The organism is Nostoc sp. DedQUE09 (assembly GCF_034530915.1).
Lineage (GTDB): Bacteria > Cyanobacteriota > Cyanobacteriia > Cyanobacteriales > Nostocaceae > Nostoc.
In genome coordinates this window covers 193,115-213,891 of sequence record NZ_JAVRCE010000003.1, presented here as the reverse complement: position 1 = coordinate 213,891, position 20,777 = coordinate 193,115, and the positions used below count along the sequence as shown (strand labels likewise).

Sequence of the window (20,777 nt, the reverse complement as noted above, 5' to 3'; positions counted from 1 at the left end):
AGTTTGCCAATCTGGTTTTCAGAACACCAAAAAATACCCCATCAAACGCAAAAAAGCTGTAAAAATTTATGTATAAATTTCAGCGGCTTTAGTAAAATTACGGTCGGATACCCTTTGTCTATCCAACTCAATTAATGACTATTACTGCCAATTCCCAATTGTCAAATGTATTTTCCCAAAATCTGGAATCTATTACCAGTAAGACTGATGGCTCATTACCAACTCTAGGAGCCGAGTTAGTTTATACGCAAGATGGGGCAGGGCGCTATCTGACCTTTTGTTGGCAGTACAGCGAACTCCTGGGGTTAAATACTGAAAAAATAGTTGACGAGCTGAACCAGACTCAAACCTTTGCCCCAGTGGATAAGGTTAGTTATTTGGAACGATTGCACCGAATTTTGACAAGTTTGGTGCCAGAAAGGTTTCAATGTTGGTTTAGCTATCAGAAAGAGTTATTTGAGTTGGACTTAGTGATTAGTCCGATTATGCCGAGTTTGGGAACCACTGCCACTAACGTTTTAGTGATGGGACGCTTAGTACAAGCGACACTCAACAAAAAACAAGCGCGCATGGCATCAAAAACGCCCACACAAATAGAGTTGGCTTTGCGATCGCAACAACACCAAAAATTGGTAAATCGCATTACCCGAAATATTCGCCGGACATTAGATTTAGATATTATTTGGCAGCAAACAGTTGACAGTTTGGGGAAAGCACTGCGGCTAGAACGCTGCATTATTTGTCCTTATCAGCCCTCAAGCTCAAAAGTACAGGTGAAGGCTGAGTATCGCCAGCCAGAACTCAAATCAATGCTTGGCTCAGACATAGATATAGCTTCTGAGCCTGCCTTTGCTCAAGCCTTGGCAACCCTAGAACCAGTTACGATGGAAGTACCTGGATACAAAGAGTCTGGGCGGCAAAAAACTTTAGTAGTTGCGACTTGCTATCAAGACCAAGCTAATGGCTTGGTTGCCTTGAATTGGCAAGATGAATGCTATACATTAACAGAATCGGAATTAGAACTGGCAAAAGAAGCAGCAGATCAATTGGGAACTGCGATCGCACATGCTACTTTATATGAAGAATTAGAAATAGCGCGTCAAAAAGCCGAAGAAGCTTCCCGCCTCAAAAGTGAGTTTCTGGCTAATGTATCCCATGAAATTCGTACCCCCCTCAATGGTATGATTGGCTTTTTGAAGCTGATTTTAGAAGGGATGGCAGATGATCCAGAAGAACAAAATCAGTTTTTGACAGAAGCTCACCACTTATCGATACATCTGCTGAATATCATCAACGATATTTTGGACATTGCCAAAATCGAAGCTGGTAAAATGGAGCTAGCTTATGCTCCAGTCAAGCTAGATGAGCTATTTAGTCATGTAGAAGGTTTTATGCGTCCCCAAGCAGAAATGAGAAACCTCAGCTTTCGGATGCAAATGCCTGCTACCTCCGATGAAATCATTGTCCAAAGCAACTACCAACGGTTACTACAAGTGATGCTCAATTTGGTAGGTAATGCGATCAAATTTACCCATGAAGGTGGCGTTACTGTCAGCGCCGATTTAGTACTCAAAAAAGCGAACTTTCAAGAGCAGCAATTTCCTGGCATGGTGAGAGTACGTGTAGCAGACACTGGTATTGGTGTTTCTTTAGATAAACAAGATAAACTGTTTCAATTATTCTCTCAGGTGGATGGCTCCCGGACTCGCCAGTACGGCGGCACAGGTTTGGGACTGGCAATATCCCAAAAGCTAGTGGAGGCTATGGGCGGCGAGGTACATTTTTATAGTTTGGGCGAAGGACTTGGCTCAACAGTCACATTCACTGTGCCACTATATCAACAACCAGTCATGGTTTCGTCTAATGATAGCGACTCAACAAGTAGTGCTGAGTGCTGAGTGCTGAGTGCTGAGTTTAGATACTTGGCAATACTGGGTTTTGAGTTTTAAAGTTTAAAGTTTTTTAGTAATTATTATTTAATAACCATATTAGGTGTGGGACAAAACAATTTCGAGTTATGAGTAAGGAATCTTACTCAGCACTCATTACTCAGCACTCAGCACTCATTACTCAGCACTCTTGAGGGGTATTGGGAAAAAACCTTCCTTGTCCTCACCTCCTTACGTTCTCTTCAGTACTTTAAAGGCTAAAGTAGAGTAGGAGGGCTTGCATGAGAAATTGTTCAGCTAATCTAATATCAAGTTGCTAAAACCAGCAGGGGTTTAGTTAAAAGTCATAAAAAACTGACACCTGACAATCTAGCGGCAATTAGATTTAGGATCGATTTAACAAAGCTGGAAAATAAAACTTTGGATAATGGTTAATGAGTAAGGGTGCATTGGTTACAGTGATCGTTATTATTCAATGCCCCATGCCCCATTCCCCATTCCCCATTCCCATCCCTAACTTAGCAGGTCTAAACTATGGAACTCACAACTGACAACGTTGAAACAGTCTTAGATGAAATGCGCCCTTATCTCATGTCTGATGGCGGCAACGTGGAACTCGTAGAACTCGATGGGCCTGTTGTCAAACTGCGGCTGCAAGGTGCTTGTGGTTCTTGTCCCAGTTCTGCAATGACCCTGAGAATGGGTATTGAGCGCCGCCTTAAGGAAATGATTCCCGAAATTGCAGAAATTGAACAAGTGGTGTAAAAGTTAGGAGTTAGAAGTTAGGAGTTATGAGTTTTCAATTAACTCCTAACTCCTCATTCTTAACTCCTAACTATTTCTATGTCCCATCCTCTCTACATTGCTTTTATCTGGCATCAACATCAGCCGCTGTACAAGTCCCCTGGCAGCGGCGTTTCGCTATCTTCGAGTCAGCAGTACCGTCTTCCCTGGGTACGTTTGCATGGAACTAAAGATTATCTGGATTTAGTATTGCTCTTAGAGCGATATCCTAAGTTACACCAAACAGTAAATTTAGTTCCATCGCTGATATTGCAACTCGAAGATTATATTGCTGGCACTGCTTTTGACCCTTACCTCACAGCCAGCTTGACACCGGATGAGCAACTTACCCAGCAACAGCGGGAATTTATTATCCAACACTTTTTCGATGCTAACCACCATACCCTGATTGATCCTCATCCCCGCTATGCCGAGTTGTACCAGCAAAGACAGGAAAAGGGGCAAGCTTGGTGTTTAGCAAATTGGGAATTGCCAGATTATGGCGATTTGCTAGCTTGGCACAATTTGGCTTGGATCGATCCGCTGTTTTGGGATGACCCGGAAATTGCTGCTTGGTTAAAAAAGGGTCGGAATTTTACTTTAAGCGATCGCCAGCGCATTTATTCCAAACAGCGAGAAATTCTCAGCCGGATTATCCCCCAACATCGGAAAATGCAGGAGGCGGGGCAGCTAGAAGTTACTACCACGCCTTACACCCACCCGATTTTACCCTTATTAGCTGATACTAATTCTGGTCGGGTAGCTGTGCCCAATATGACACTACCAAAGCAACGCTTTCAGTGGGAAGAAGATATTCCCCGCCACTTGCGAAAAGCTTGGGACTTTTATAAAGACCGCTTTGGACAGATACCTCGTGGTTTGTGGCCTTCGGAACAATCAGTTAGTCCGGCGGTACTTCCGCATATTATTAACCAAGGGTTTAAGTGGATATGCTCAGATGAAGCCGTCTTAGGGTGGACGCTGAAACACTTTTTTCATCGGGATGGGGCGGGGAATGTAGAGCAACCAGAATTGTTGTATCGACCCTATCGCCTGCAAACCGCCGAGGGTGACTTGTCAATTGTATTTCGCGACCACAGATTATCAGACTTGATTGGTTTTACTTATGGTGCAATGCCTGCAAAAAAGGCAGCAGCAGATTTAGTGGGACATTTGCAAGCGATCGCTAAAATGCAAAGAGATAGTCATAGCGAACAACCTTGGCTAGTTACCATCGCCTTAGATGGGGAGAATTGCTGGGAATTTTATCCCCAAGATGGCAAACCTTTCTTAGAAGCTTTATATCAAAGCTTAAGCGATGAACCCCACCTCAAACTCGTCACTGTCTCCGAATTTCTAGAAGAATTTCCAGCCACAGCCACCATCCCCGGAGGGCAATTACATAGTGGTTCTTGGGTAGATGGCAGCTTCACAACTTGGATCGGCGATCCCGCCAAAAATCGTGCTTGGGATTACTTGACAGAAGCAAGGAAAATGCTTGCAAGTCATCCCGAAGCAACGGAAGAAAATAACCCCGAAGCATGGGAAGCATTGTATGCCGCAGAGGGTTCCGACTGGTTTTGGTGGTTTGGTGCAGGACACTCCTCAAATCAGGATGCCATTTTTGATCGGTTGTTTCGAGAACATCTGTTTGGCATTTACAAGGCATTAAATGAACCTGTACCGCCCTATCTCAAGCAACCAGTGGAAATCCACGAAGCCCAGGCAAACCATACCCCACAAGGGTTTATTCATCCCGTCATCGATGGTAAGGGTGACGAACAAGATTGGAACAAAGCTGGACGCATAGAAATCGGTGGGGCGCGGGGGACGATGCATAACAGCAGTGTTATCCAGCGACTTTGGTATGGGGTAGATCACTTAAATTTCTATTTGCGGTTGGACTTTAAAGGTGGCGTTGCACCAGGGCGGGGTTTTCCAGCAGAGTTGAATTTGCTGTGGTTCTATCCAGAAAAAACAATGGTTAACAGCCCAATTCCCTTGGCAGATGTACCAGATGCAGCCCCACTTAATTACCATTTCCACCATCTTTTAGAAGTTAACTTGCTGACGCAATCGATTCAGTTTCGGGAAGCGGGAGACAATCATCAATGGCATCCCCGTTTCAGTCGCGCTCAAGTAGCAATAAATAGTTGTTTAGAGTTGGCAGTACCGTGGGCAGACTTGCAAGTTCCGCCAGATTATCCTCTGCGTCTGATTTTGGTGCTTGCAGATGAAGGGCGTTTTTCCAACTATTTGCCAGAAAATGCTTTGATTCCCATTGAGGTGCCTTAACATTTAATATTTTTGGTGTTATACCATTTCACGAAATACCTATTAGGGGCGTACATCTGTATGCCTCTACAGATAATTCATTGATGTTGCAAAGATTTTTGCAAATCATATTTAATTTTTTTAGTTTTAAATATATTTGGCTATATTCAAACTATATATTTAGACTTAGCTTTAAGAACGGAGAGGGGGGGATTCGAACCCCCGTTAAGTTTCCCTAAACAGACTTTCCAGTGCTGTGTACAAAGTGCCTACACCGTATATAGGATAAGAGTTTTAGGGTATCTTGTGTAAGAATATTCCAGAAATTCAACCACTGACTAAACCAATCAAGAAAACTTTGCCTGAAATTTCAACCATTCATGTGGACAATTTATTGAGCGAATTTACATCACAGAGCAGTTGAACATGGGTATGCAGTTCTTAGCATAAAGCTACTGCCATAAACGAGGCATAAGTAAAAATGACACCTTACCGTAAAAAGTAGGGTGTTTTTTTATGGTTGTCTGAATACCGTTAACCACAACACACAATTTACGACACAAGAAAAATGGCAAACTTAACTTTTGACCAATCACTAGCACTTTCTCTTTATCAGTCAGATGAGCAATTCCCGATAGACCTTGATAACGCTTGGCAGTGGCTAGGGTATTCAAGAAAAGACAAGTGCTTAGAAGCGATTAATTCTCGCCTTGACAAGGAGATAGACTTTTCCACCATAAGAGGGAAAAGTACCGGAGGACGACCAAAGCAAGATATCAGGCTAAGTATTGAAGGGTTTAAGCTGCTTGGCATGATGGCAGGCACGGAACAAGGTAAAGCTATCCGCAAATATTTCCTTGAGTGCGAACGTATTGCCAAGACATTAGCTATACAAAAATCTCAATCATTGCTGCCCAGTGAAGCACACAAGGCAAGGCTTGCAGAATTGCACTCAAGGGTAGAGTCAATACGCCAAAAAATCTCTACTACTGAGAAAGTGTTAGCAGAACTCAGGACAGAATTACTGGTTGCGATACGTGACGAGGCGAACGAGGCGAAAGCCTTTACTAGTGCCTATGCTGAGGTGGGTGAGGAGTATATCCGTTGTACAGAGGTACTTTCAAGGGCAAAAGCACTTAACCCATATTTGAATGTTGGGAACACAAAGTGTAGGAAGTAGGGGTATGAAAAACGGGTGTCATCTACGGTAGCATCCAAGATGTTATCCGGGGTGGCATCCGAAAAGTAGGGGTATCAACAAGGAGAATATCAGTGTCTGGTGCTTGAGAGTGCAAGAAAAACAGAGAAATAGTACAAACAAAACCAATAACTCTTATAATCCAGTCACAGCATACGTTGTGGCTTGTCTTTTATTTATAACAGATAAATAGTTGACGTTTTTTATTTGTCTGTTATAAATGATATATATCAAGCACAGCAAGGGATTTAGAGATTCATCACTTCCATAGCGCTGTTACTGTTGGGTATAAACCACTGTCACTTGAAACTACTGTCACCGAGAGAAAGTTATGAACTCACCAGGGTACAAATTTAAAACTATTCAGTCTCAAGCACTCCAATTGAGTATTGAGTCCACAAGGCTTGTCGCTCTCGTTATGGGCTTAACGGATGAAGAGGTAACACCTCAAACAATAATTGAAAACTTTACCGAACTTGATGAGCGCTATAAAGCACTGAAAAATCGGATTGAAGCAGTACAAACAAGCATTGATAACGGACACGACCCAGACCGACATTTATTCGCATACGAGAAGGAAGAAAACAATGCCTAGAGGTGTTCCGAAAACAGGCACAAGAAAGCCAGGTTCAGGTAGAAAGAAGAAGTATGCAGGAGAGGTAATGCAAAAATACGTCCCAATCTCTATTGCTGACAAATTAGATGACATCTACCTACTTTTAATTGACTTAGAGAAAGAGGTTGATATATGGGAAAGAACTTGTGAAGAGAAGATTACATCACCACGCTATGAGCAAGCCCGTAAACTTGTTTCAGTGCTTAGATTCCTTCTAAATAGGTTAGGGATTGATACAGCCAACATTTACGCAGACAAACAAGAAAACACTCAGGATGATGAATCGCGCTTACCAGTTCCATGAAAAACAGTTCGTTATGAATCGATTGATGTATGTAAGTTTGCATCCATTAAAAGAAAGACCTACTGAGGAATCGTAATCCTAGTAAGTCTCGTAAATGATTGTTTTTGTCTAGTCCATTAACTTGAATTTCCCTTTGGTAGTTACCAGCTATCAAGGGGAAAACAAAATAAAAATGTCTAATAATCAATACCATGATAGCATCACCATTCAGAAGCACTAGCAACTTTCTAAACTCTAGTATCACAAGTGGATTACCTGCCGCTTGCGACTACGCGTCGATGTATTGCAACAATACTGCCTATGATGTGGCATCAAGTCAGGAATGTGATGAGAAGCAGACGGTAAATGATTTTACCTATGTTGCACCAACCACTGAAAAAACTGTTTGTAGTAAAAATCTCGCACTGAGAGAGCAAGCATTGCAAGTATTCAGATTAGCGTTTTTACCCTGCCACACTATTGAAGAAGTGGAGAGAAACTTTAAGCCATCTGATATAAGAGATAGGATTTCAGAACATAACGCATTTAATCTTCAATGTGATAGAGACTTAAGCGTTCGTGGTGGAAGTAAAGCATTCTGGGAAGCTGTGATTAAGTGGTGTGCCAATAGATGAACCTCTTCTGTTGACCACACAGATGTGACTTAGTGGCATCGAAAATAACAAGACTCTCTCAATAGCTGCAAACTAACGAGAGAGTCCTATGCACTAAAAACCAGTGCTAATAATATTCATTCTGACAACAACAATAATACTAACAATGAAAAACAATATCGTACAGTTTTACAGACCTATTACTTTCATTTTTTGCTTAGGTTCATTGAACTGCTGGATAAGAGAAATATGTGATGAATACAGCTTACTGTCTTTAACTTGGGATGGACAAAAGCTTGTGTGTTGCAAAATAGATCCTATGTGGGCTGAAGACTATGCACAGTCATTAATAAGTGCAGTATTAAGACAAGTTCCTATGAGTTTACCAGATGAGGAACCCTTGAATATAGAGTACGCTAACGACCCCTGCAAAATGGGTGTTACCTTCGATGCTACCCGCGATAACACCGCCGATAACACCCAAGATGACACCCTTTCTATGGCATACCCAAGACCACATATCCAAGATGACAATGACCACGTGATAGAGCTTGAGTTAAGAGCGAAAGAGTGGGCGCTACGTTATCCACACGTAACAGTGGAACAGTGGAAAGCAATCTTTCTTGGCAACTTACCCGATTGAGGGTCAAGGGTTAATCGGTTTGTCGTGAGTTAGCCACTCGCTAGCAGAAAATGTTTTTCTAATACCTTAAGGTTCTAGAATAATTTTTTCTGCTGGAGGCTGTATGGCTCTACGTTTTTGGGGTTTTTAACTCGCGGCTGAAAAGCAACTCTTAAGTTTATCATTACCCGGCTTTTGATCTAGCGCGAGTAAATCCCTGTCTGTGGATGCCGTGATTGACCATGAACACACTTAAGCATCAAAACATATGCCGTTGACTTGGTGCAAGTACCCTAAAGGTGATTTTGGCGCTAGGTGTTAAAGTTTGCTCACTTACGCAAGGTTTGGATTGTTGTTTTCTTGCTCATAGAGAATAGATATTTGGTTAATGTCAGACGCGTGTATACCCCTTAAAAAAAAGATAACACCATAGGATGTCATCTTGGATAGTATCGCGGGTGTCATCTAAGATGGCATCCGTTTTTTATGGGCATATCCTACTGCTTCAAGATACTTGGTAACGATATTCATAAGTGAATAATAAGTGCAAATTATTGCAATCGTGGCGATCGCTGGGAATTATCTTATCAATTATCAGTTATAAGTAAAAGTTAAAGTATTTTCCAAAACAGATGATAGTTACTTATGATTCACAGTAGTACAAGCAATAGTACTTAGTGCTATGGACTCAACCAATTTACTAAACCAACTAAACCATTTCACTAAACCATTTTTACCTGCATAAAACGGTAAATTAGTAAAGGGTAAAGCCCGAAAGCCTTACCATGATTACTTATCAACGGAGAGGGGGGGATTCGAACCCCCGAATAAGTCACCCCATTACAGACTTTCCAGGTCTGCGCCTTAAACCACTCGGCCACCTCTCCAGGTGTCACAAGTTACGATCATACTATAGAATCCCAGAAAATGCAAAGATAAAGAAAGATATTCTAGATTGAATCTGATAGTCCTAATCCCATAAAGCAAATCCAGATGTCCCGTACATACACAATTAAAGTTCGCGATCGCGCCACTGGCAAAACATACACCCTACAAGTGCCAGAAGACCGCTACATCCTACACACTGGCGAAAAACAAGGGGTGGAACTACCGTTTTCCTGCCGCAACGGGGCTTGCACCGCTTGTGCTGTGAGAGTTTTATCAGGAGAAATTTACCAACCAGAGGCGATCGGCTTGTCGCCAGATTTACGTCGGCAAGGTTATGCCTTGTTGTGTGTGAGTTACCCCCGTTCTGACTTGGAAGTGGAGACGCAAGACGAAGATGAAGTCTACGAACTCCAGTTTGGACGCTATTTTGCTAAGGGGAGAGTTAAAGCAGGTTTACCCTTAGATGAAGAATAAACAATTCAAAATCACCCAATTTCTGATGCCTGTGCGCCTTGGTGAGTGGGTGCGAAAAATAGCAATTTTGGCTTTTTTATTGCTCTTGGTGAGTTGCCAAGGCAAAAACCAGCTGCCGAACAATGAAGCCCAGGTGAAAGTAGCACGGGTAGTTAGTGGGCAAAGTTTGGAAGTTTTGGGCATGGCTGAACAACCAAATTTGATTTCCCAAGTGCGGTTAGTGGGTGTTGATGCACCAGATTTGCGACAGCGCCCTTGGGGGGAAGCAGCAAAAGAACAGTTAGAGAATCTAATTGGTGGTGTAGAACAATCGGTAACGCTGGAGTTTGATTTAGAAGCGAAAGACAAAATTGGGCGAACTCTAGCTTATGTGTGGAAAAATAAGGTGTTATTGAATGAAGAGTTAGTTAAACAAGGGAATGCAATGTTTGTAGGGCGATCGCCTAACCATAAGTATGACCTGCGTTTAGAACGTGCCCAACAATGGGCTAGACTCATGGGGCAAGGAATCTGGAACCCAGAAAAACCCATGCGCCTCACTCCCGCCGAGTTTCGCCGCCAAAATCTTTAATTAGTGCTGAGTGCTGAGTGCTGAGTGCTGAGTGAGGAAGTGAAGTAGAAGAATTAATAACCAATGCCCAATGACAAATGACAAATGACAAATCTACAAATTTTTCTAGATATTGCTACAGAAGCCGCCTTAGCTGCTGGCGCTATTTTGCAAGGTTACTTGGGTAAGTTAGAAGACGCAATTATTGAAAAAGGACGCCCTGGTGATTTAGTTACGGCTGCTGATAAAGCTTCAGAAGAGTTGATTTTAGAAATTTTGCGTTGCCACTTTCCCCAGCACTCCATCCTCGCTGAAGAATCAGGGAAATTAGGTAATCAACAGAATGAGTACCTCTGGGCAATAGATCCTCTCGATGGCACAACCAATTACGCTCATCAATACCCTTTTTTCGCCGTTTCCATCGGGCTGTTAATTAATGGCGTTCCCCAAGTTGGTGTAATTTATGACCCATTTCACAATGAGCTATTCCGGGCTGCTGCTGGCTTAGGGGCAACGCGTAACCGTCAGCCTATCAAGGTTTCAGTAACATCTGAACTAAATAAAAGCCTACTAGTAACAGGATTTGCCTACGATCGCCGCGAAACTTCTGATAATAACTATGCTGAATTTAGTCATCTCACCCATCTTACCCAAGGAGTTAGACGTAGCGGTTCGGCATCGCTAGATTTGGCTTATGTTGCCTGTGGACGTGTCGATGGTTACTGGGAACGGGGACTTTCTCCTTGGGATATTGCTGCTGGGATAATTTTGGTACAAGAAGCCGGGGGCAAAATCACCGCCTACGATGGCACTACTGTCAAAATTGAGTCTGGTAGAATTCTTGCTACAAATAGTTATATTCACGACTCCCTCAGTCACGAACTTTTACGGGTTCCACCACTGTCAGCTTGGGTGTAGCAAATGGGGGCTTTCTCTACGACTTTGGGTACACTAAAAGCAATCTAACTGCTCCTTTGGTGCAAAAACTCTATATGTCTTTCAAAATAGATCGTGGACTATTTAAATATGATTTCATAGATCATCACGCAGTGCTGTGCGTTCCAGTTGATGCCGATGTCAAAGAGATTCGCAAACGCTATCTCCAAGTTGCTCGTCGTTTGCACCCAGACAGTAGTCTTACTGAAACTGCTGCTCAAAAACATCTCGGTAACGAATTGTTATCAAAGCTAGTTAACCCAGCTTACGAAAAACTTGCTAGCGATCGCACTCGCACTGAATATATTCTAATTTTGTCGCAAATTGGCAAGCGTCTGGTACAAGAGTCTACTTCGGTAACTCTAAACACCGACTTGGCTAAACAGTTAGTTGAGGCAGCTAATGTCGATCATTTTTATAAAACTGCGATCGCAAAACTAGCCCAAACTCAATATGATTCTTTAGAACAAGCACTGCAAGTCATTGCCCAAGCCAGTGAGTTGAATTTAGTGTATTTAATGCGGAGCGCAGGTAAAGCATCCGCAGCGCCACCACCTGCTCAACCCAAAGTCCAATCAGGTACGCCTCAGCCAAATGCACTAAAAAATACACCAGCAGCACCACCGCCACCAAAAGAAGACTTGATTGTAGAACAGTATATTCGTCGCGCTCAATCTTTGATTGACAAAAACCAATTTGCCCCAGCCAAAGTAGAGTTGCAAGAGGCCCTGAAGCTAGAACCAAAGAATAGTCGCTGTCATAGCTTAATTGCAATGGTGTATTTGAAGCAAAATCAGCTAAAAATGGCCAAAATCCACTTTGACAACGCTCTCAAATTAGATCCCAGTGACGAAACGGCTCTGCAATGGAAACCTAAAATAGATAAGGCTTTAGGACAACAACCTAGCGATCAGAAGGTGACTTCATCCCCCAATAATGGAGATAAGCAACCAGATAAATCTGGTAGTGGTTTGTTCGGTGGTTTGTTTGGTGGGAAGAAAAAATAATGGTGTATCAACCAGCAGCGGGAGCCAGGGATTTATTGCCCTTGGATGTGGAGAAAAAACGCTGGATTGAAGATCGGTTACAGCAGGTGTTTCATCGTTGGGGATATCACAGGATTATCACCTCGACTTTAGAGCGGATGGATACCCTGATGGCAGGGGAAGCAATCCAGCGTCAGATGGTGATTCAACTACAACAAAATGGCGAAGATGATGAATTGGGGCTACGTCCAGAATTAACAGCATCTATTGCTCGTACTGTTGTGACTCGGATGGCTGGTGTCACTTATCCACAACGGTTGTATTACAACGCCAATGTGTTTCGTCGCACTTGGGAAAGTAGGCATAATCGCCAGCAAGAGTTTTATCAAGCTGGGGTGGAGTTGTTAGGTACTGGCGGATTGTTGGCGAATGCGGAAGTCCTGCTGTTAGTGGCAGATTGTTTGGCAGCATTGGGTTTGCAGGGATGGCATTTAATTTTGGGTGAAGCGGGAATTACCCGATCGCTCCTGAGTGCCTTTCCTGCTAATTTACAGGATCGAGTTCGCAGTGCGATCGCTCATCTTGACCGCATTACCATAGATAATTTACCCCTAAGTGACAAACTGCGCGATCGCGCCCAAATCATCATGGATTTGCGTGGATCAAGTGCAGACGTGTTGCAAAAAGTTAGTAATTTGGATTTAGATGAAGAACAGCGAGAGGCAGTGAATAACCTCAAATCCCTAGTAGAATTACTAGAATCAGAGAAAAAATTTCCGTTAATCCTCGACCTCAGCCTGATCCAAACTATAGACTACTACACTGGTATTGTATTTGAGGTTGTCAACGATACCGAATCCCAAGCCAGAGTTTTAGGGCGCGGTGGTCGCTATGACCAGCTTTTGGGGCTATATCATCCTCAAGGAGAAAACATTCCCGGAATTGGTTTTGGACTAAGTATCGAAGATTTATACCAAGTTCTGTTGTCTACTCAGCAATTACCACAAGAAACTCCAGCAACTAACTGGTTGGTAGTACCAGAGACAGCTAGTGCTAACGCCGCCGCCTTTGTCTACGCACAAAAACTCAGAGATTCTACTGATTTGGTGCGAGTAGAAATTGACTTGGGGGGAAGAGATGCAGAGGCGATTCGCCAATATGCAAGCGATCGCGGCATTGCCCAAATTGCCTGGATCAAAGCTGATAGTTCACCAAAAATAGAACGATTGCGTTAAGTAAGTTGGGCATTGGGCAAAAGGGGCAGAGGGGTAGCTCACAGGTGTAGGTATTTAACAAATGTGGCTGAAATAGGGTTTTTCCGTTGGTTGAGAACTCAAATGTTAATTTCTGATTTCCCACCCAAGAACGAAATTTCGTTATTTGAACCACGTTTAGAACTCTGTTTGAGAGTACCCACTCATGCACAAATAAAAAACCTACACCTGTCAGCAGAGGGGTAGAGGGGAAAGAACTTATAGAAGAACTTTCCCCTGCTCCCCTGCTCCCCTGCTCCCCTGCTCCCCTGCTCCCCTGCTAGGCTAGAAATAGCCGATACAGAAAAGAGGGAATCGAGAACATGCCGCATACAATTGTTACAGAAGTCTGTGAAGGCGTTGCAGACTGCGTAGATGCCTGTCCAGTAGCTTGTATTCATGATGGCCCAGGCAAAAACACCAAGGGAACTGATTGGTACTGGATTGATTTTGCCACTTGCATCGACTGTGGCATCTGTCTCCAAGTTTGCCCTGTAGAAGGGGCAATTCTTCCAGAAGAACGACCAGAGTTGCAAAAAACCCCACAATAGTCCATAGTCAACAGTCAATAGTTATGCTTGACTTGACTGTTGACCAATGACCAATGACAAATACTTTTCTACGAGAGGCTGCGCCAACGCCTTCTCTACGAGACGCTACGCGAACGCTCAGTACAAGTGACCAATGACAAATGACTATTTACTAGATGTTCAAAATGTTCACGCCGGATACATCAAAGATGTAGATATCCTGCAAGGTGTGAACTTTCAGGTTGCACCAGGGGAATTGGTGACAGTGATTGGTCCCAACGGTGCAGGTAAATCTACTTTGGCAAAAGCAATTTTTGGGCTTTTGATCCCCCACACAGGCACAATTACCTTCAAAGGTGAAAATATCGTGGGGCTAAAGTCCAATCAAATTGTCCAACGAGGAATGTGCTACGTACCGCAAATCGCCAATGTTTTCCCCTCTCTCAGTGTTGAAGAGAATTTGGAGATGGGTGCTTTTGTGCTTAACGTTCCCCTGAAACCAATTAAAGATAAAATATTTACTATGTTTCCTAGACTAAGCGATCGCCGTCGTCAACGCGCTGGTACTCTCTCTGGAGGAGAACGCCAGATGCTAGCGATGGGCAAAGCTTTGATGTTGGAACCTGGTTTGCTGATTTTAGATGAGCCATCTGCTGCTTTGTCGCCGATTTTGGTGACACAAGTGTTCGAGCAGATTAAACAAATTAATCAGACAGGTACTGCGATCGTATTAGTAGAACAAAATGCCCGTAAAGCTTTAGAGATGGCTAATCGTGGATATGTATTAGAATCGGGACGTGATGCGATCTCCGGTCCTGGTGAAGAATTGTTGAATGACCCGAAAGTGGGTGAGCTATATCTGGGAGCAGGTAAGAGACATTAACCCTTTTAAATCACTCTTGCCCCATTCAACATAATACCAGCTTAATATCGGAGCTTCACCAGTCTATAGCGATGACTAGGTTGGGCTGCGCCGACGCTATCTATAACTAATACAAAAACCATAACACTACCTGCCACTGCCGCGACCGTCGTTTTCGATGCTCAAAGAATTCTCCCTAATAATCCGTTTCTAATCACATCTACAGCTAGTCGAGAGGCAAAACAGGACATTCATTCAGGAAAAACTGACTAAAACGTAAATTACCCGGATTTACCAAAATCCCCATTCGCAATTCGCAATGACGCTCTCTACGAGACGCTAAAAGCGTAGCTTGCTTCTCTGAAAGAGTACGCAGACTCGCTAACGCTGCGCTAACGCAATTCTGAATTACGTCATGGATGGGTATTTAGATCCCAACCATAAATCAATGTACGTGTATAGAAAAATACATTAGTAGAATTAAAGAATCTGGACGGACTATTTGCCGTCATAGCAGTTTTTATATTGGATTATATGGATGTGGAAGATTCCTACGAGTTAGTTGCCGAATTATTGCTACTAAGTCCTAACAAGCACCAGTACTACCAACAAGAACAAAGGGCGATGAGGCTAATTTTATCTGCATCCTAGTCCTTTTTGTAGCCCCGTAAGCTTGTACAGAGACGTAAAGGACAGAGAAAGAAACTCTCTGGATTCTCCGCGTCTCTGGGATTATTTTTATCTTGGGCGTCCCAATGTAGTGATATATAAAACAGCTTCATCAGCAGGAATACCCAAAACTTCATTTACTTGATCGTCAAAGAATCCACCGATACCACTGACACCTACATTCAGGTGCATTGCCGCTAAATTCAGGCGTTGTCCCAAATGACCGGCATCCATGTGCAAGTAACGGTAAACGCGATCGCCATATTGTGCGATCGCAGCTTTCAAATCGGCTGTATGAAATAACACTGCTGCCGCATCCCGCCCTAATTCTTGTCCTAAACAGAGAAAATGTAACTCTCGCCGAAAGTTTTTAAATCGGATTTGGCGTAATTCTTGGGCTTTGGGTGCGTAATAGTAACAACCCGCCTCCAGTCCTTTGACTCCGCAAACAGCAATGAATGTTTCGATTAAATTTAGATCGAAGTAGTCTGGAGAAATGTCTAAGCTTTGGTCGATGTAATTTTGCGGTTGGTAAGTAAAATCAAGTAAACTTTTCAATTCATCGAAGCTTAAATCATCACCATTGTAAGCGCGGGTAGAGCGTCGCTTATACATAGTGGTTTCCAGTTCTGATAGTTTTTGTCCCCAGTTTATAGGTACGGTGGTGGTGGGAATTTTTAAACAGAAAGGAAAATTGTATTTATCCTCTAAAGATTTTTCTTGTTTAATAGTTGGTAGATTAAGATTACCAGTTACACCTGGTTGGATCTGGGTGTGTCGATGGAAATATGTTAATAATTCGCCATCAGGGATTTGAGGATAACTGGTTTCAGTAGCGGAAGGTAAAGCAGTACATCCCAATGGTAAATTTTGATTAACATCTAACAAGTCTGCCAGAGGTAAGACAGCGATCGCACCTTCTTGTTGCGGATCGACATAAAGCAGATCGTTAACTGATTCATCTACAAAACCGCCGATTAAATGAGGGCGATAATCAGTAACCGCACCAGCTAACTCGATATTGCCCAACAGATGTCCCGTATCCAGAAAAATCCGACGGTAAGCCCGATCTTCATAGCGCCACGCAGAACGGTAGAAAACCGCAGTCACAATAATTGCTAATTGGGTATTTTCTAAAGAAGGATGCCAAAAACAAGCTGCTTGGAGAGTTTGCCAAACATCACTTTCCCAATAATGCATGAGAGAATGAGTTCGACACTGGTAGTTATATAGACCAGGCGGCAATAACAACGTACCACGGGAAACCACATACACCTCGGCAGGGTATAGTCCGCCTGCACTCGGAGCAGCGCGTAAATACACTGCACTACCCATAGAAGGCATTTTCGCCGTCAATCCATAACTGCGAAACAATAGCCGTGATAGTCTTTGCCACCATTGAGCATCTGGATTATTAGCATAAGCCTCTGCTTTTTCTTGGATATAGGGTTTGAGATCAAAAGTAGAGCCAATTTTGTACTCTTTAAAGGGCACTGGCTGTTTAGTCCAGTCTAATCGCTGACTTTTGGAAGCGAGAGTCTCAGGGTTGTATTTAGTCCGTTCGTGATAATGCTGGGCAATTGATTGGTGTAATTCTGGCATAGTACTTTTAATATCCTTGGGGCATCCTTTTCTTGATCTTGGCATTCATTAGCCTCATTATTTCGTGTCAATTGGTACAATCCTCAGAGTCATAAAGTGGTAAACGGTAACAATTGAATTAGTTATTTGTCATTTGTCATTTGTCATTGGTTATTAATTCTTCTCCCTCACTCCCTACTCCCCCGCTCCCCATCTTCTTTCGCAGTACCATATAAACGCAAAACTATCTAAGCCTGGATGTGCAATGATGCCTGTACGTCAAACTTTATCAAAGCCTGATATCCAAGTTTCTTATTTAGAATGGAATCAAGGTCAGGAGCCTTTACTGCTGTTACATGGCTTAGGCGATCATGCTCTGGTATGGTCTAGTTTAGGAGATTACTTGGCGGCGGATTACCACATAGTTGCGCCAGATATGCGCGGACATGGCCAAAGTAGTAAACCAGAGATAGATTATAGCTTTGAGAGTGCGATCGCAGACCTTGAAGCACTCATGGATAATCTTGGATGGACTTTTGCCCATATTGTAAGTCACTCATGGACAGGAAAATTAGCCGCCATCTGGGCAAGACAAAACCCAAAGCGTTTACGGAGTATAATTCTCGTCGATCCGATTTTTATCTGGAAAATGCCCAGTCTTTTCAGGGTAACTTTCCCAATGTTATATCGTTTCTTGCCTTTTCTTAAAAGCATGGGCCCTTTTGTCAGCCACGAAGAAGCGGAACAACAAGCACGGCAATTAAAGCAATATCAAGGATGGAGTTCCTTACAGCAGCAAGTCTTTCAAGCAGGAATAGAACAAAAACCCAATGGAAGTTGGGGCAGCAAATTTACCATAGCCGCCCGCAACGGAATTTTTGAAGCAGTAATGCAAGTGCCGGGTTTTACAATTCCCCTTGACACCCCTGCTCTATTCGTCCAGCCAAAACAAGGACTGAACCGTCAAAATTGGCAAATTCAACCCTACAAAACTTATCTTCAAAACTTACGTATCTGCCAAGTTCCCGGCAATCATTGGCCGTTTTTGACACAACCAGAGGCATTTAACCAAACTGTGGCAGCTTTCTTGGCAGAACATAGATCAAAAATCTCATGATTATTTAGACGGGATTAGTCATACAGCAACAGAAGAATTAATAGGAGCGATGTCTAGGGGAATTGTGCATTAGGAATTGGGCACTTGTACTGAGTTTCGACTGCGCTCAACTGCCGCGAACGCGAACAGCGTCTCGTAGAGAAGCCGTTGGCGCAGCCTCTCGTAGAGAAGTATTGGGCATAAGAGGCAGAGGTGCAGAGGGGAAAACTTACTGCAATTTCTCCCCTGCTCCCCTGCTCCCCTGCTCCCCTGCTCCCCCGCTCCCCTGCTCCCCTGCTCCCCTGCTCCCCTGCTTCTCCACTCCACACTCCCCTGTCATGAGCCTTTGTATCAACCCTGTTTGCCCTAAACCAAATCACCCGAATAATCATCAAAACCGCTTTTGTCAAAGTTGTGGTTCCCATCTAGAATTGCTAGGGCGTTATCGAGTGACGTGCCTATTGAGTGACAAAACAGGTTTTAGTAAAATTTATGAGGCATACGAGCAAGATACCCCCCAAATTCTCAAGATACTCAAAGAGGATTTATCAGGCGACGCCAAAGCAGTAGAACTATTTCAGCAAGAAGTAACAGTGTTGGGACAATTCAAGCATCCCGGAATTCCCAAAGAAGATAGTTACTTCCAGTATCAAACCCGAAATGGTTTAGTGTTGCATTGCATTGCAATGGAAAAAATCGATGGCTACAACTTAGAACAGTGGCTACAGCAGCAAAATAGCCCCATATCCCAAGAACAAGCCATAGACTGGTTAAGACAATTGATAGAAATTTTAGATGTAGTACATAGCAAACAGTACCTACATCGAGATATTAAGCCATCTAACATCATGATTAGATCCCCCCTTGAGCAGGGTTGGGGGAATCTAGTACTGATTGATTTTGGCACCGCCAGTGAAATTAATAAAACCTACCAAGACCAACTAAGCAACGGCGACAAGATGACAGCACTGATGTCATCTGGCTACAGCGCCCCAGAACAAATGAATGGTCAAGCAGTAGCGCAGTCAGATTTCTTTGCTTTGGGACGCACTTTTGTATTTTTGCTGACAGGACACCATCCTTTGGAGATGTATGATGTCCAGCAAAATTTATTGCACTGGCAAAATCATGCTACCCATATTTCACCCTTACTATTGAATTTAATTGATTGGCTAACAGCGTCAGATATAGAAAAACGTCCTGCCAATACTCAAGAAATTTTGCATTCTCTAGAAGAAATCGAAACTCAATTAACAGATACGACTTCGATAAATAGTAATATCTTAGAAGCTTCTAACCTGGAACATTTACCTGTAGATATTAATAATAACTCCTTTCCTCCAAATAAGCAGTCAGAAAAAGTGCCACCGTTGGCATTTTTTGCAGTTCTACTAGTAGTATTAGCATTACTTAGTATAGTGGCTTTAGCAACGCGAAAATCAGATTTATTTGAAACCTCTTATTACAGACAATATTCAGAGAGAAAAGGTAATATTGATTACTTTTCTTATCAAGAAGGTAGGGATAGTCAGGGAAGGATTGCTGAGTTTAATATAGCAGTTTTATCACTAAAATATAAATGGCTTTTAGATAGCAATTTTCAAATTAAATACAATGATGAAATTATTAGTGTTGACCTTTTGAAGTTGAACTTAGAACAAGAAGGTATAGAGAAGATAATGGAATCTCCCAGTGAGATTATCTCTGTCGGTACAGCTTCTTGTAAAGGCGATAGATCAGTTCAAGAACGTGTAGCTTTAGAACGTTCTAAACAAATACAACTTTTGGTTAAAAAATTATTTATTAATACACCAAGTGTCAAAAGTTATCGCTTATTGAATTTGGGCCAATTTCAACGCAGTGATTGTCAGGCAAATCAGGATTTAACGACATATCAGACAAGTGTGATAATTATTGGTGTTAAAAGAGAATCATCAGGTGTCATTCTTGACGAGGCATTACGGAATAGGTTAGAAAAGAAGCCTTTTGCTGATTTTAAATTAGAAGATTATTCTTTGGGATCTGCACAGGAGTTTAAGACTATACCGAGCAATTTATAAAATCTCTAGCAAAGTACAATCAGTACAGAGGCATATCTCTTATGGCTAGGACAGGAGATATCAGCACCAAGTGATCAATCAGCCCTATAAACAAACAACTTTCGCCTGTTTGGGATGAACCCGCTACCTACTGATTTGTCTTTGTTGAGAAATTACTAGTAGCGTCTTCCAGACTAACTAGGACGGTTATTCGCACCGTGAGTTTTTAGGATAATTTGTCAAAATAAAAGATAACTGGAGGTTCAAAATATGAAATTTTCAATCCAATCACTTTACGCCTGGTATCGCAGTGTGCTTCGTAACCCCAAATACCGTTGGTGGGTAATTTTAGGAACGTTGGTTTATTTAGTCAGCCCATTTGATATTCTCCCAGATTTTATACCCGTTGCGGGACAGATTGATGATGTTTTCCTTTTGACTCTGCTAGTTAGTGAAGTGTCTGGGCTAGTAATTGAAGGCTGGAAAGCTCGTAAGGGTGAGGTGGGTGCTGAAGCACCTAATACTACTGAGGGTTCTACCTCTAGTGGAAGCACCATTGATGTTGATGCTGTTTCTGTTAAGTAGCTTTAATAAAACCCCTGCTTTTGGAGTCTTAGGTGGGGGATATTTTTTT

Annotated in this window: 20 protein-coding genes, 1 tRNA gene and 1 pseudogene; 19 read left to right on the top strand and 3 right to left on the bottom strand. The window is 42.7% G+C overall.

Annotated features, from left to right (window positions below):
• Positions 1-134 precede the first annotated feature (134 nt).
• The 8 genes from RMY27_RS03380 to RMY27_RS03345 all read left to right on the top strand — a co-directional run bounded on the left by RMY27_RS03380 (position 135) and on the right by RMY27_RS03345 (position 8,300).
• The gene (locus tag RMY27_RS03380; protein ID WP_322660409.1) at positions 135-1,898 is read left to right on the top strand and encodes a sensor histidine kinase; all 1,764 of its coding nucleotides are present in this window, start codon (positions 135-137) and stop codon (positions 1,896-1,898) included.
• A gap of 525 nt (positions 1,899-2,423) precedes the next feature.
• Positions 2,424-2,654 (top strand): NifU family protein, encoded by a 231-nt coding sequence (locus RMY27_RS03375; RefSeq protein ID WP_322660407.1) that lies wholly within the window; start codon positions 2,424-2,426, stop codon positions 2,652-2,654.
• A gap of 78 nt (positions 2,655-2,732) precedes the next feature.
• Positions 2,733-4,967 (top strand): glycoside hydrolase, encoded by a 2,235-nt coding sequence (locus RMY27_RS03370; protein ID WP_322660405.1) that lies wholly within the window; start codon positions 2,733-2,735, stop codon positions 4,965-4,967.
• A 547-nt stretch (positions 4,968-5,514) separates the two neighbouring features.
• Positions 5,515-6,126, top strand: coding sequence for a hypothetical protein (locus RMY27_RS03365; RefSeq protein ID WP_322660403.1), 612 nt, complete (start codon positions 5,515-5,517; stop codon positions 6,124-6,126).
• Between the two features lie 349 nt (positions 6,127-6,475).
• The gene (locus RMY27_RS03360; RefSeq protein ID WP_322660401.1) at positions 6,476-6,739 is read left to right on the top strand and encodes a hypothetical protein; all 264 of its coding nucleotides are present in this window, start codon (positions 6,476-6,478) and stop codon (positions 6,737-6,739) included.
• Complete coding sequence (locus RMY27_RS03355) at positions 6,732-7,064, top strand: hypothetical protein (RefSeq protein ID WP_322639045.1); 333 nt, start codon at positions 6,732-6,734, stop codon at positions 7,062-7,064. Before RMY27_RS03360 ends, RMY27_RS03355 begins: the two co-directional genes overlap by 8 nt.
• A gap of 278 nt (positions 7,065-7,342) precedes the next feature.
• Entirely contained in the window at positions 7,343-7,678 is a 336-nt protein-coding gene (locus tag RMY27_RS03350; protein ID WP_322660399.1) for a hypothetical protein, read from the top strand.
• 298 nt (positions 7,679-7,976) lie between these two features.
• Complete coding sequence (locus tag RMY27_RS03345) at positions 7,977-8,300, top strand: hypothetical protein (RefSeq protein WP_322660397.1); 324 nt, start codon at positions 7,977-7,979, stop codon at positions 8,298-8,300.
• Between the two features lie 779 nt (positions 8,301-9,079).
• Here the strand turns inward: RMY27_RS03345 and RMY27_RS03340 are convergent.
• A tRNA-Ser gene (locus tag RMY27_RS03340) sits at positions 9,080-9,166 on the bottom strand.
• 106 nt (positions 9,167-9,272) lie between these two features.
• Here RMY27_RS03340 and RMY27_RS03335 point away from each other — a divergent pair.
• The 8 genes and pseudogenes from RMY27_RS03335 to RMY27_RS03300 form a co-directional block, all read left to right on the top strand.
• Positions 9,273-9,641, top strand: a complete 369-nt coding sequence (locus RMY27_RS03335; protein WP_322660395.1) for a 2Fe-2S iron-sulfur cluster-binding protein — start codon at positions 9,273-9,275, stop codon at positions 9,639-9,641.
• A complete protein-coding gene (locus RMY27_RS03330; protein ID WP_322660393.1) occupies positions 9,631-10,212 on the top strand; it encodes a thermonuclease family protein in 582 nt (193 codons plus the stop codon). Before RMY27_RS03335 ends, RMY27_RS03330 begins: the two co-directional genes overlap by 11 nt.
• 84 nt (positions 10,213-10,296) lie before the next feature.
• Positions 10,297-11,109, top strand: coding sequence for an inositol monophosphatase family protein (locus RMY27_RS03325; RefSeq protein ID WP_322660391.1), 813 nt, complete (start codon positions 10,297-10,299; stop codon positions 11,107-11,109).
• 74 nt (positions 11,110-11,183) lie between these two features.
• On the top strand, positions 11,184-12,134 hold the full coding sequence (locus RMY27_RS03320; RefSeq protein WP_322660390.1) for a J domain-containing protein: 951 nt from the start codon (positions 11,184-11,186) through the stop codon (positions 12,132-12,134).
• Positions 12,134-13,348 (top strand): ATP phosphoribosyltransferase regulatory subunit, encoded by a 1,215-nt coding sequence (locus RMY27_RS03315; protein ID WP_322660388.1) that lies wholly within the window; start codon positions 12,134-12,136, stop codon positions 13,346-13,348. Before RMY27_RS03320 ends, RMY27_RS03315 begins: the two co-directional genes overlap by 1 nt.
• Positions 13,349-13,689: 341 nt before the next feature.
• The gene (locus tag RMY27_RS03310) at positions 13,690-13,917 is read left to right on the top strand and encodes a ferredoxin family protein (protein WP_322660386.1); all 228 of its coding nucleotides are present in this window, start codon (positions 13,690-13,692) and stop codon (positions 13,915-13,917) included.
• A gap of 133 nt (positions 13,918-14,050) precedes the next feature.
• The gene (locus RMY27_RS03305; RefSeq protein ID WP_322660384.1) at positions 14,051-14,779 is read left to right on the top strand and encodes an ABC transporter ATP-binding protein; all 729 of its coding nucleotides are present in this window, start codon (positions 14,051-14,053) and stop codon (positions 14,777-14,779) included.
• Between the two features lie 437 nt (positions 14,780-15,216).
• A pseudogene (locus RMY27_RS03300) lies at positions 15,217-15,409 on the top strand (IS4 family transposase); the annotation flags it as partial.
• 87 nt (positions 15,410-15,496) lie between these two features.
• Here RMY27_RS03300 and RMY27_RS03295 read toward each other — a convergent pair.
• Positions 15,497-17,029 carry a SagB/ThcOx family dehydrogenase gene (locus tag RMY27_RS03295; protein ID WP_322660382.1) on the bottom strand — a complete coding sequence of 511 codons (1,533 nt, stop codon included), beginning with the start codon at positions 17,027-17,029 and terminating at the stop codon, positions 15,497-15,499.
• Between the two features lie 247 nt (positions 17,030-17,276).
• On the opposite strand from RMY27_RS03295, the gene RMY27_RS03290 reads away from it, so the two are divergent.
• Positions 17,277-18,125, top strand: coding sequence for an alpha/beta hydrolase (locus tag RMY27_RS03290; RefSeq protein WP_322660453.1), 849 nt, complete (start codon positions 17,277-17,279; stop codon positions 18,123-18,125).
• Positions 18,126-18,178: 53 nt separating this feature from the next.
• On the opposite strand, the gene RMY27_RS03285 is transcribed toward RMY27_RS03290, so the two are convergent.
• Entirely contained in the window at positions 18,179-18,529 is a 351-nt protein-coding gene (locus tag RMY27_RS03285) for a collagen-like protein (protein WP_322660459.1), read from the bottom strand.
• Here RMY27_RS03285 and RMY27_RS03280 point away from each other — a divergent pair.
• Both RMY27_RS03280 and RMY27_RS03275 read left to right on the top strand, forming a co-directional pair.
• Positions 18,443-20,164, top strand: a complete 1,722-nt coding sequence (locus tag RMY27_RS03280; protein ID WP_322660381.1) for a serine/threonine-protein kinase — start codon at positions 18,443-18,445, stop codon at positions 20,162-20,164. The genes RMY27_RS03285 and RMY27_RS03280 overlap by 87 nt on opposite strands.
• A gap of 249 nt (positions 20,165-20,413) precedes the next feature.
• Positions 20,414-20,728, top strand: a complete 315-nt coding sequence (locus RMY27_RS03275; protein WP_322660380.1) for a YkvA family protein — start codon at positions 20,414-20,416, stop codon at positions 20,726-20,728.
• Positions 20,729-20,777: the final 49 nt, after the last annotated feature.

Coding starts and splice junctions, on each gene's coding strand:
- RMY27_RS03290 (WP_322660453.1), top strand. CDS start 17,277: ATGCCTGTACGTCAAACTTTATCAAAGCCTGATATCCAAGTTTCTTAT.
- RMY27_RS03280 (WP_322660381.1), top strand. CDS start 18,443: ATGAGCCTTTGTATCAACCCTGTTTGCCCTAAACCAAATCACCCGAAT.
- RMY27_RS03375 (WP_322660407.1), top strand. CDS start 2,424: ATGGAACTCACAACTGACAACGTTGAAACAGTCTTAGATGAAATGCGC.
- RMY27_RS03310 (WP_322660386.1), top strand. CDS start 13,690: ATGCCGCATACAATTGTTACAGAAGTCTGTGAAGGCGTTGCAGACTGC.
- RMY27_RS03380 (WP_322660409.1), top strand. CDS start 135: ATGACTATTACTGCCAATTCCCAATTGTCAAATGTATTTTCCCAAAAT.
- RMY27_RS03320 (WP_322660390.1), top strand. CDS start 11,184: ATGTCTTTCAAAATAGATCGTGGACTATTTAAATATGATTTCATAGAT.
- RMY27_RS03295 (WP_322660382.1), bottom strand. CDS start 17,029: ATGCCAGAATTACACCAATCAATTGCCCAGCATTATCACGAACGGACT.
- RMY27_RS03360 (WP_322660401.1), top strand. CDS start 6,476: ATGAACTCACCAGGGTACAAATTTAAAACTATTCAGTCTCAAGCACTC.
- RMY27_RS03365 (WP_322660403.1), top strand. CDS start 5,515: ATGGCAAACTTAACTTTTGACCAATCACTAGCACTTTCTCTTTATCAG.
- RMY27_RS03370 (WP_322660405.1), top strand. CDS start 2,733: ATGTCCCATCCTCTCTACATTGCTTTTATCTGGCATCAACATCAGCCG.
- RMY27_RS03330 (WP_322660393.1), top strand. CDS start 9,631: ATGAAGAATAAACAATTCAAAATCACCCAATTTCTGATGCCTGTGCGC.
- RMY27_RS03315 (WP_322660388.1), top strand. CDS start 12,134: ATGGTGTATCAACCAGCAGCGGGAGCCAGGGATTTATTGCCCTTGGAT.
- RMY27_RS03355 (WP_322639045.1), top strand. CDS start 6,732: ATGCCTAGAGGTGTTCCGAAAACAGGCACAAGAAAGCCAGGTTCAGGT.
- RMY27_RS03350 (WP_322660399.1), top strand. CDS start 7,343: ATGTATTGCAACAATACTGCCTATGATGTGGCATCAAGTCAGGAATGT.
- RMY27_RS03345 (WP_322660397.1), top strand. CDS start 7,977: ATGTGGGCTGAAGACTATGCACAGTCATTAATAAGTGCAGTATTAAGA.
- RMY27_RS03275 (WP_322660380.1), top strand. CDS start 20,414: ATGAAATTTTCAATCCAATCACTTTACGCCTGGTATCGCAGTGTGCTT.
- RMY27_RS03325 (WP_322660391.1), top strand. CDS start 10,297: ATGACAAATCTACAAATTTTTCTAGATATTGCTACAGAAGCCGCCTTA.
- RMY27_RS03335 (WP_322660395.1), top strand. CDS start 9,273: ATGTCCCGTACATACACAATTAAAGTTCGCGATCGCGCCACTGGCAAA.
- RMY27_RS03285 (WP_322660459.1), bottom strand. CDS start 18,529: ATGGGAACCACAACTTTGACAAAAGCGGTTTTGATGATTATTCGGGTG.
- RMY27_RS03305 (WP_322660384.1), top strand. CDS start 14,051: ATGACAAATGACTATTTACTAGATGTTCAAAATGTTCACGCCGGATAC.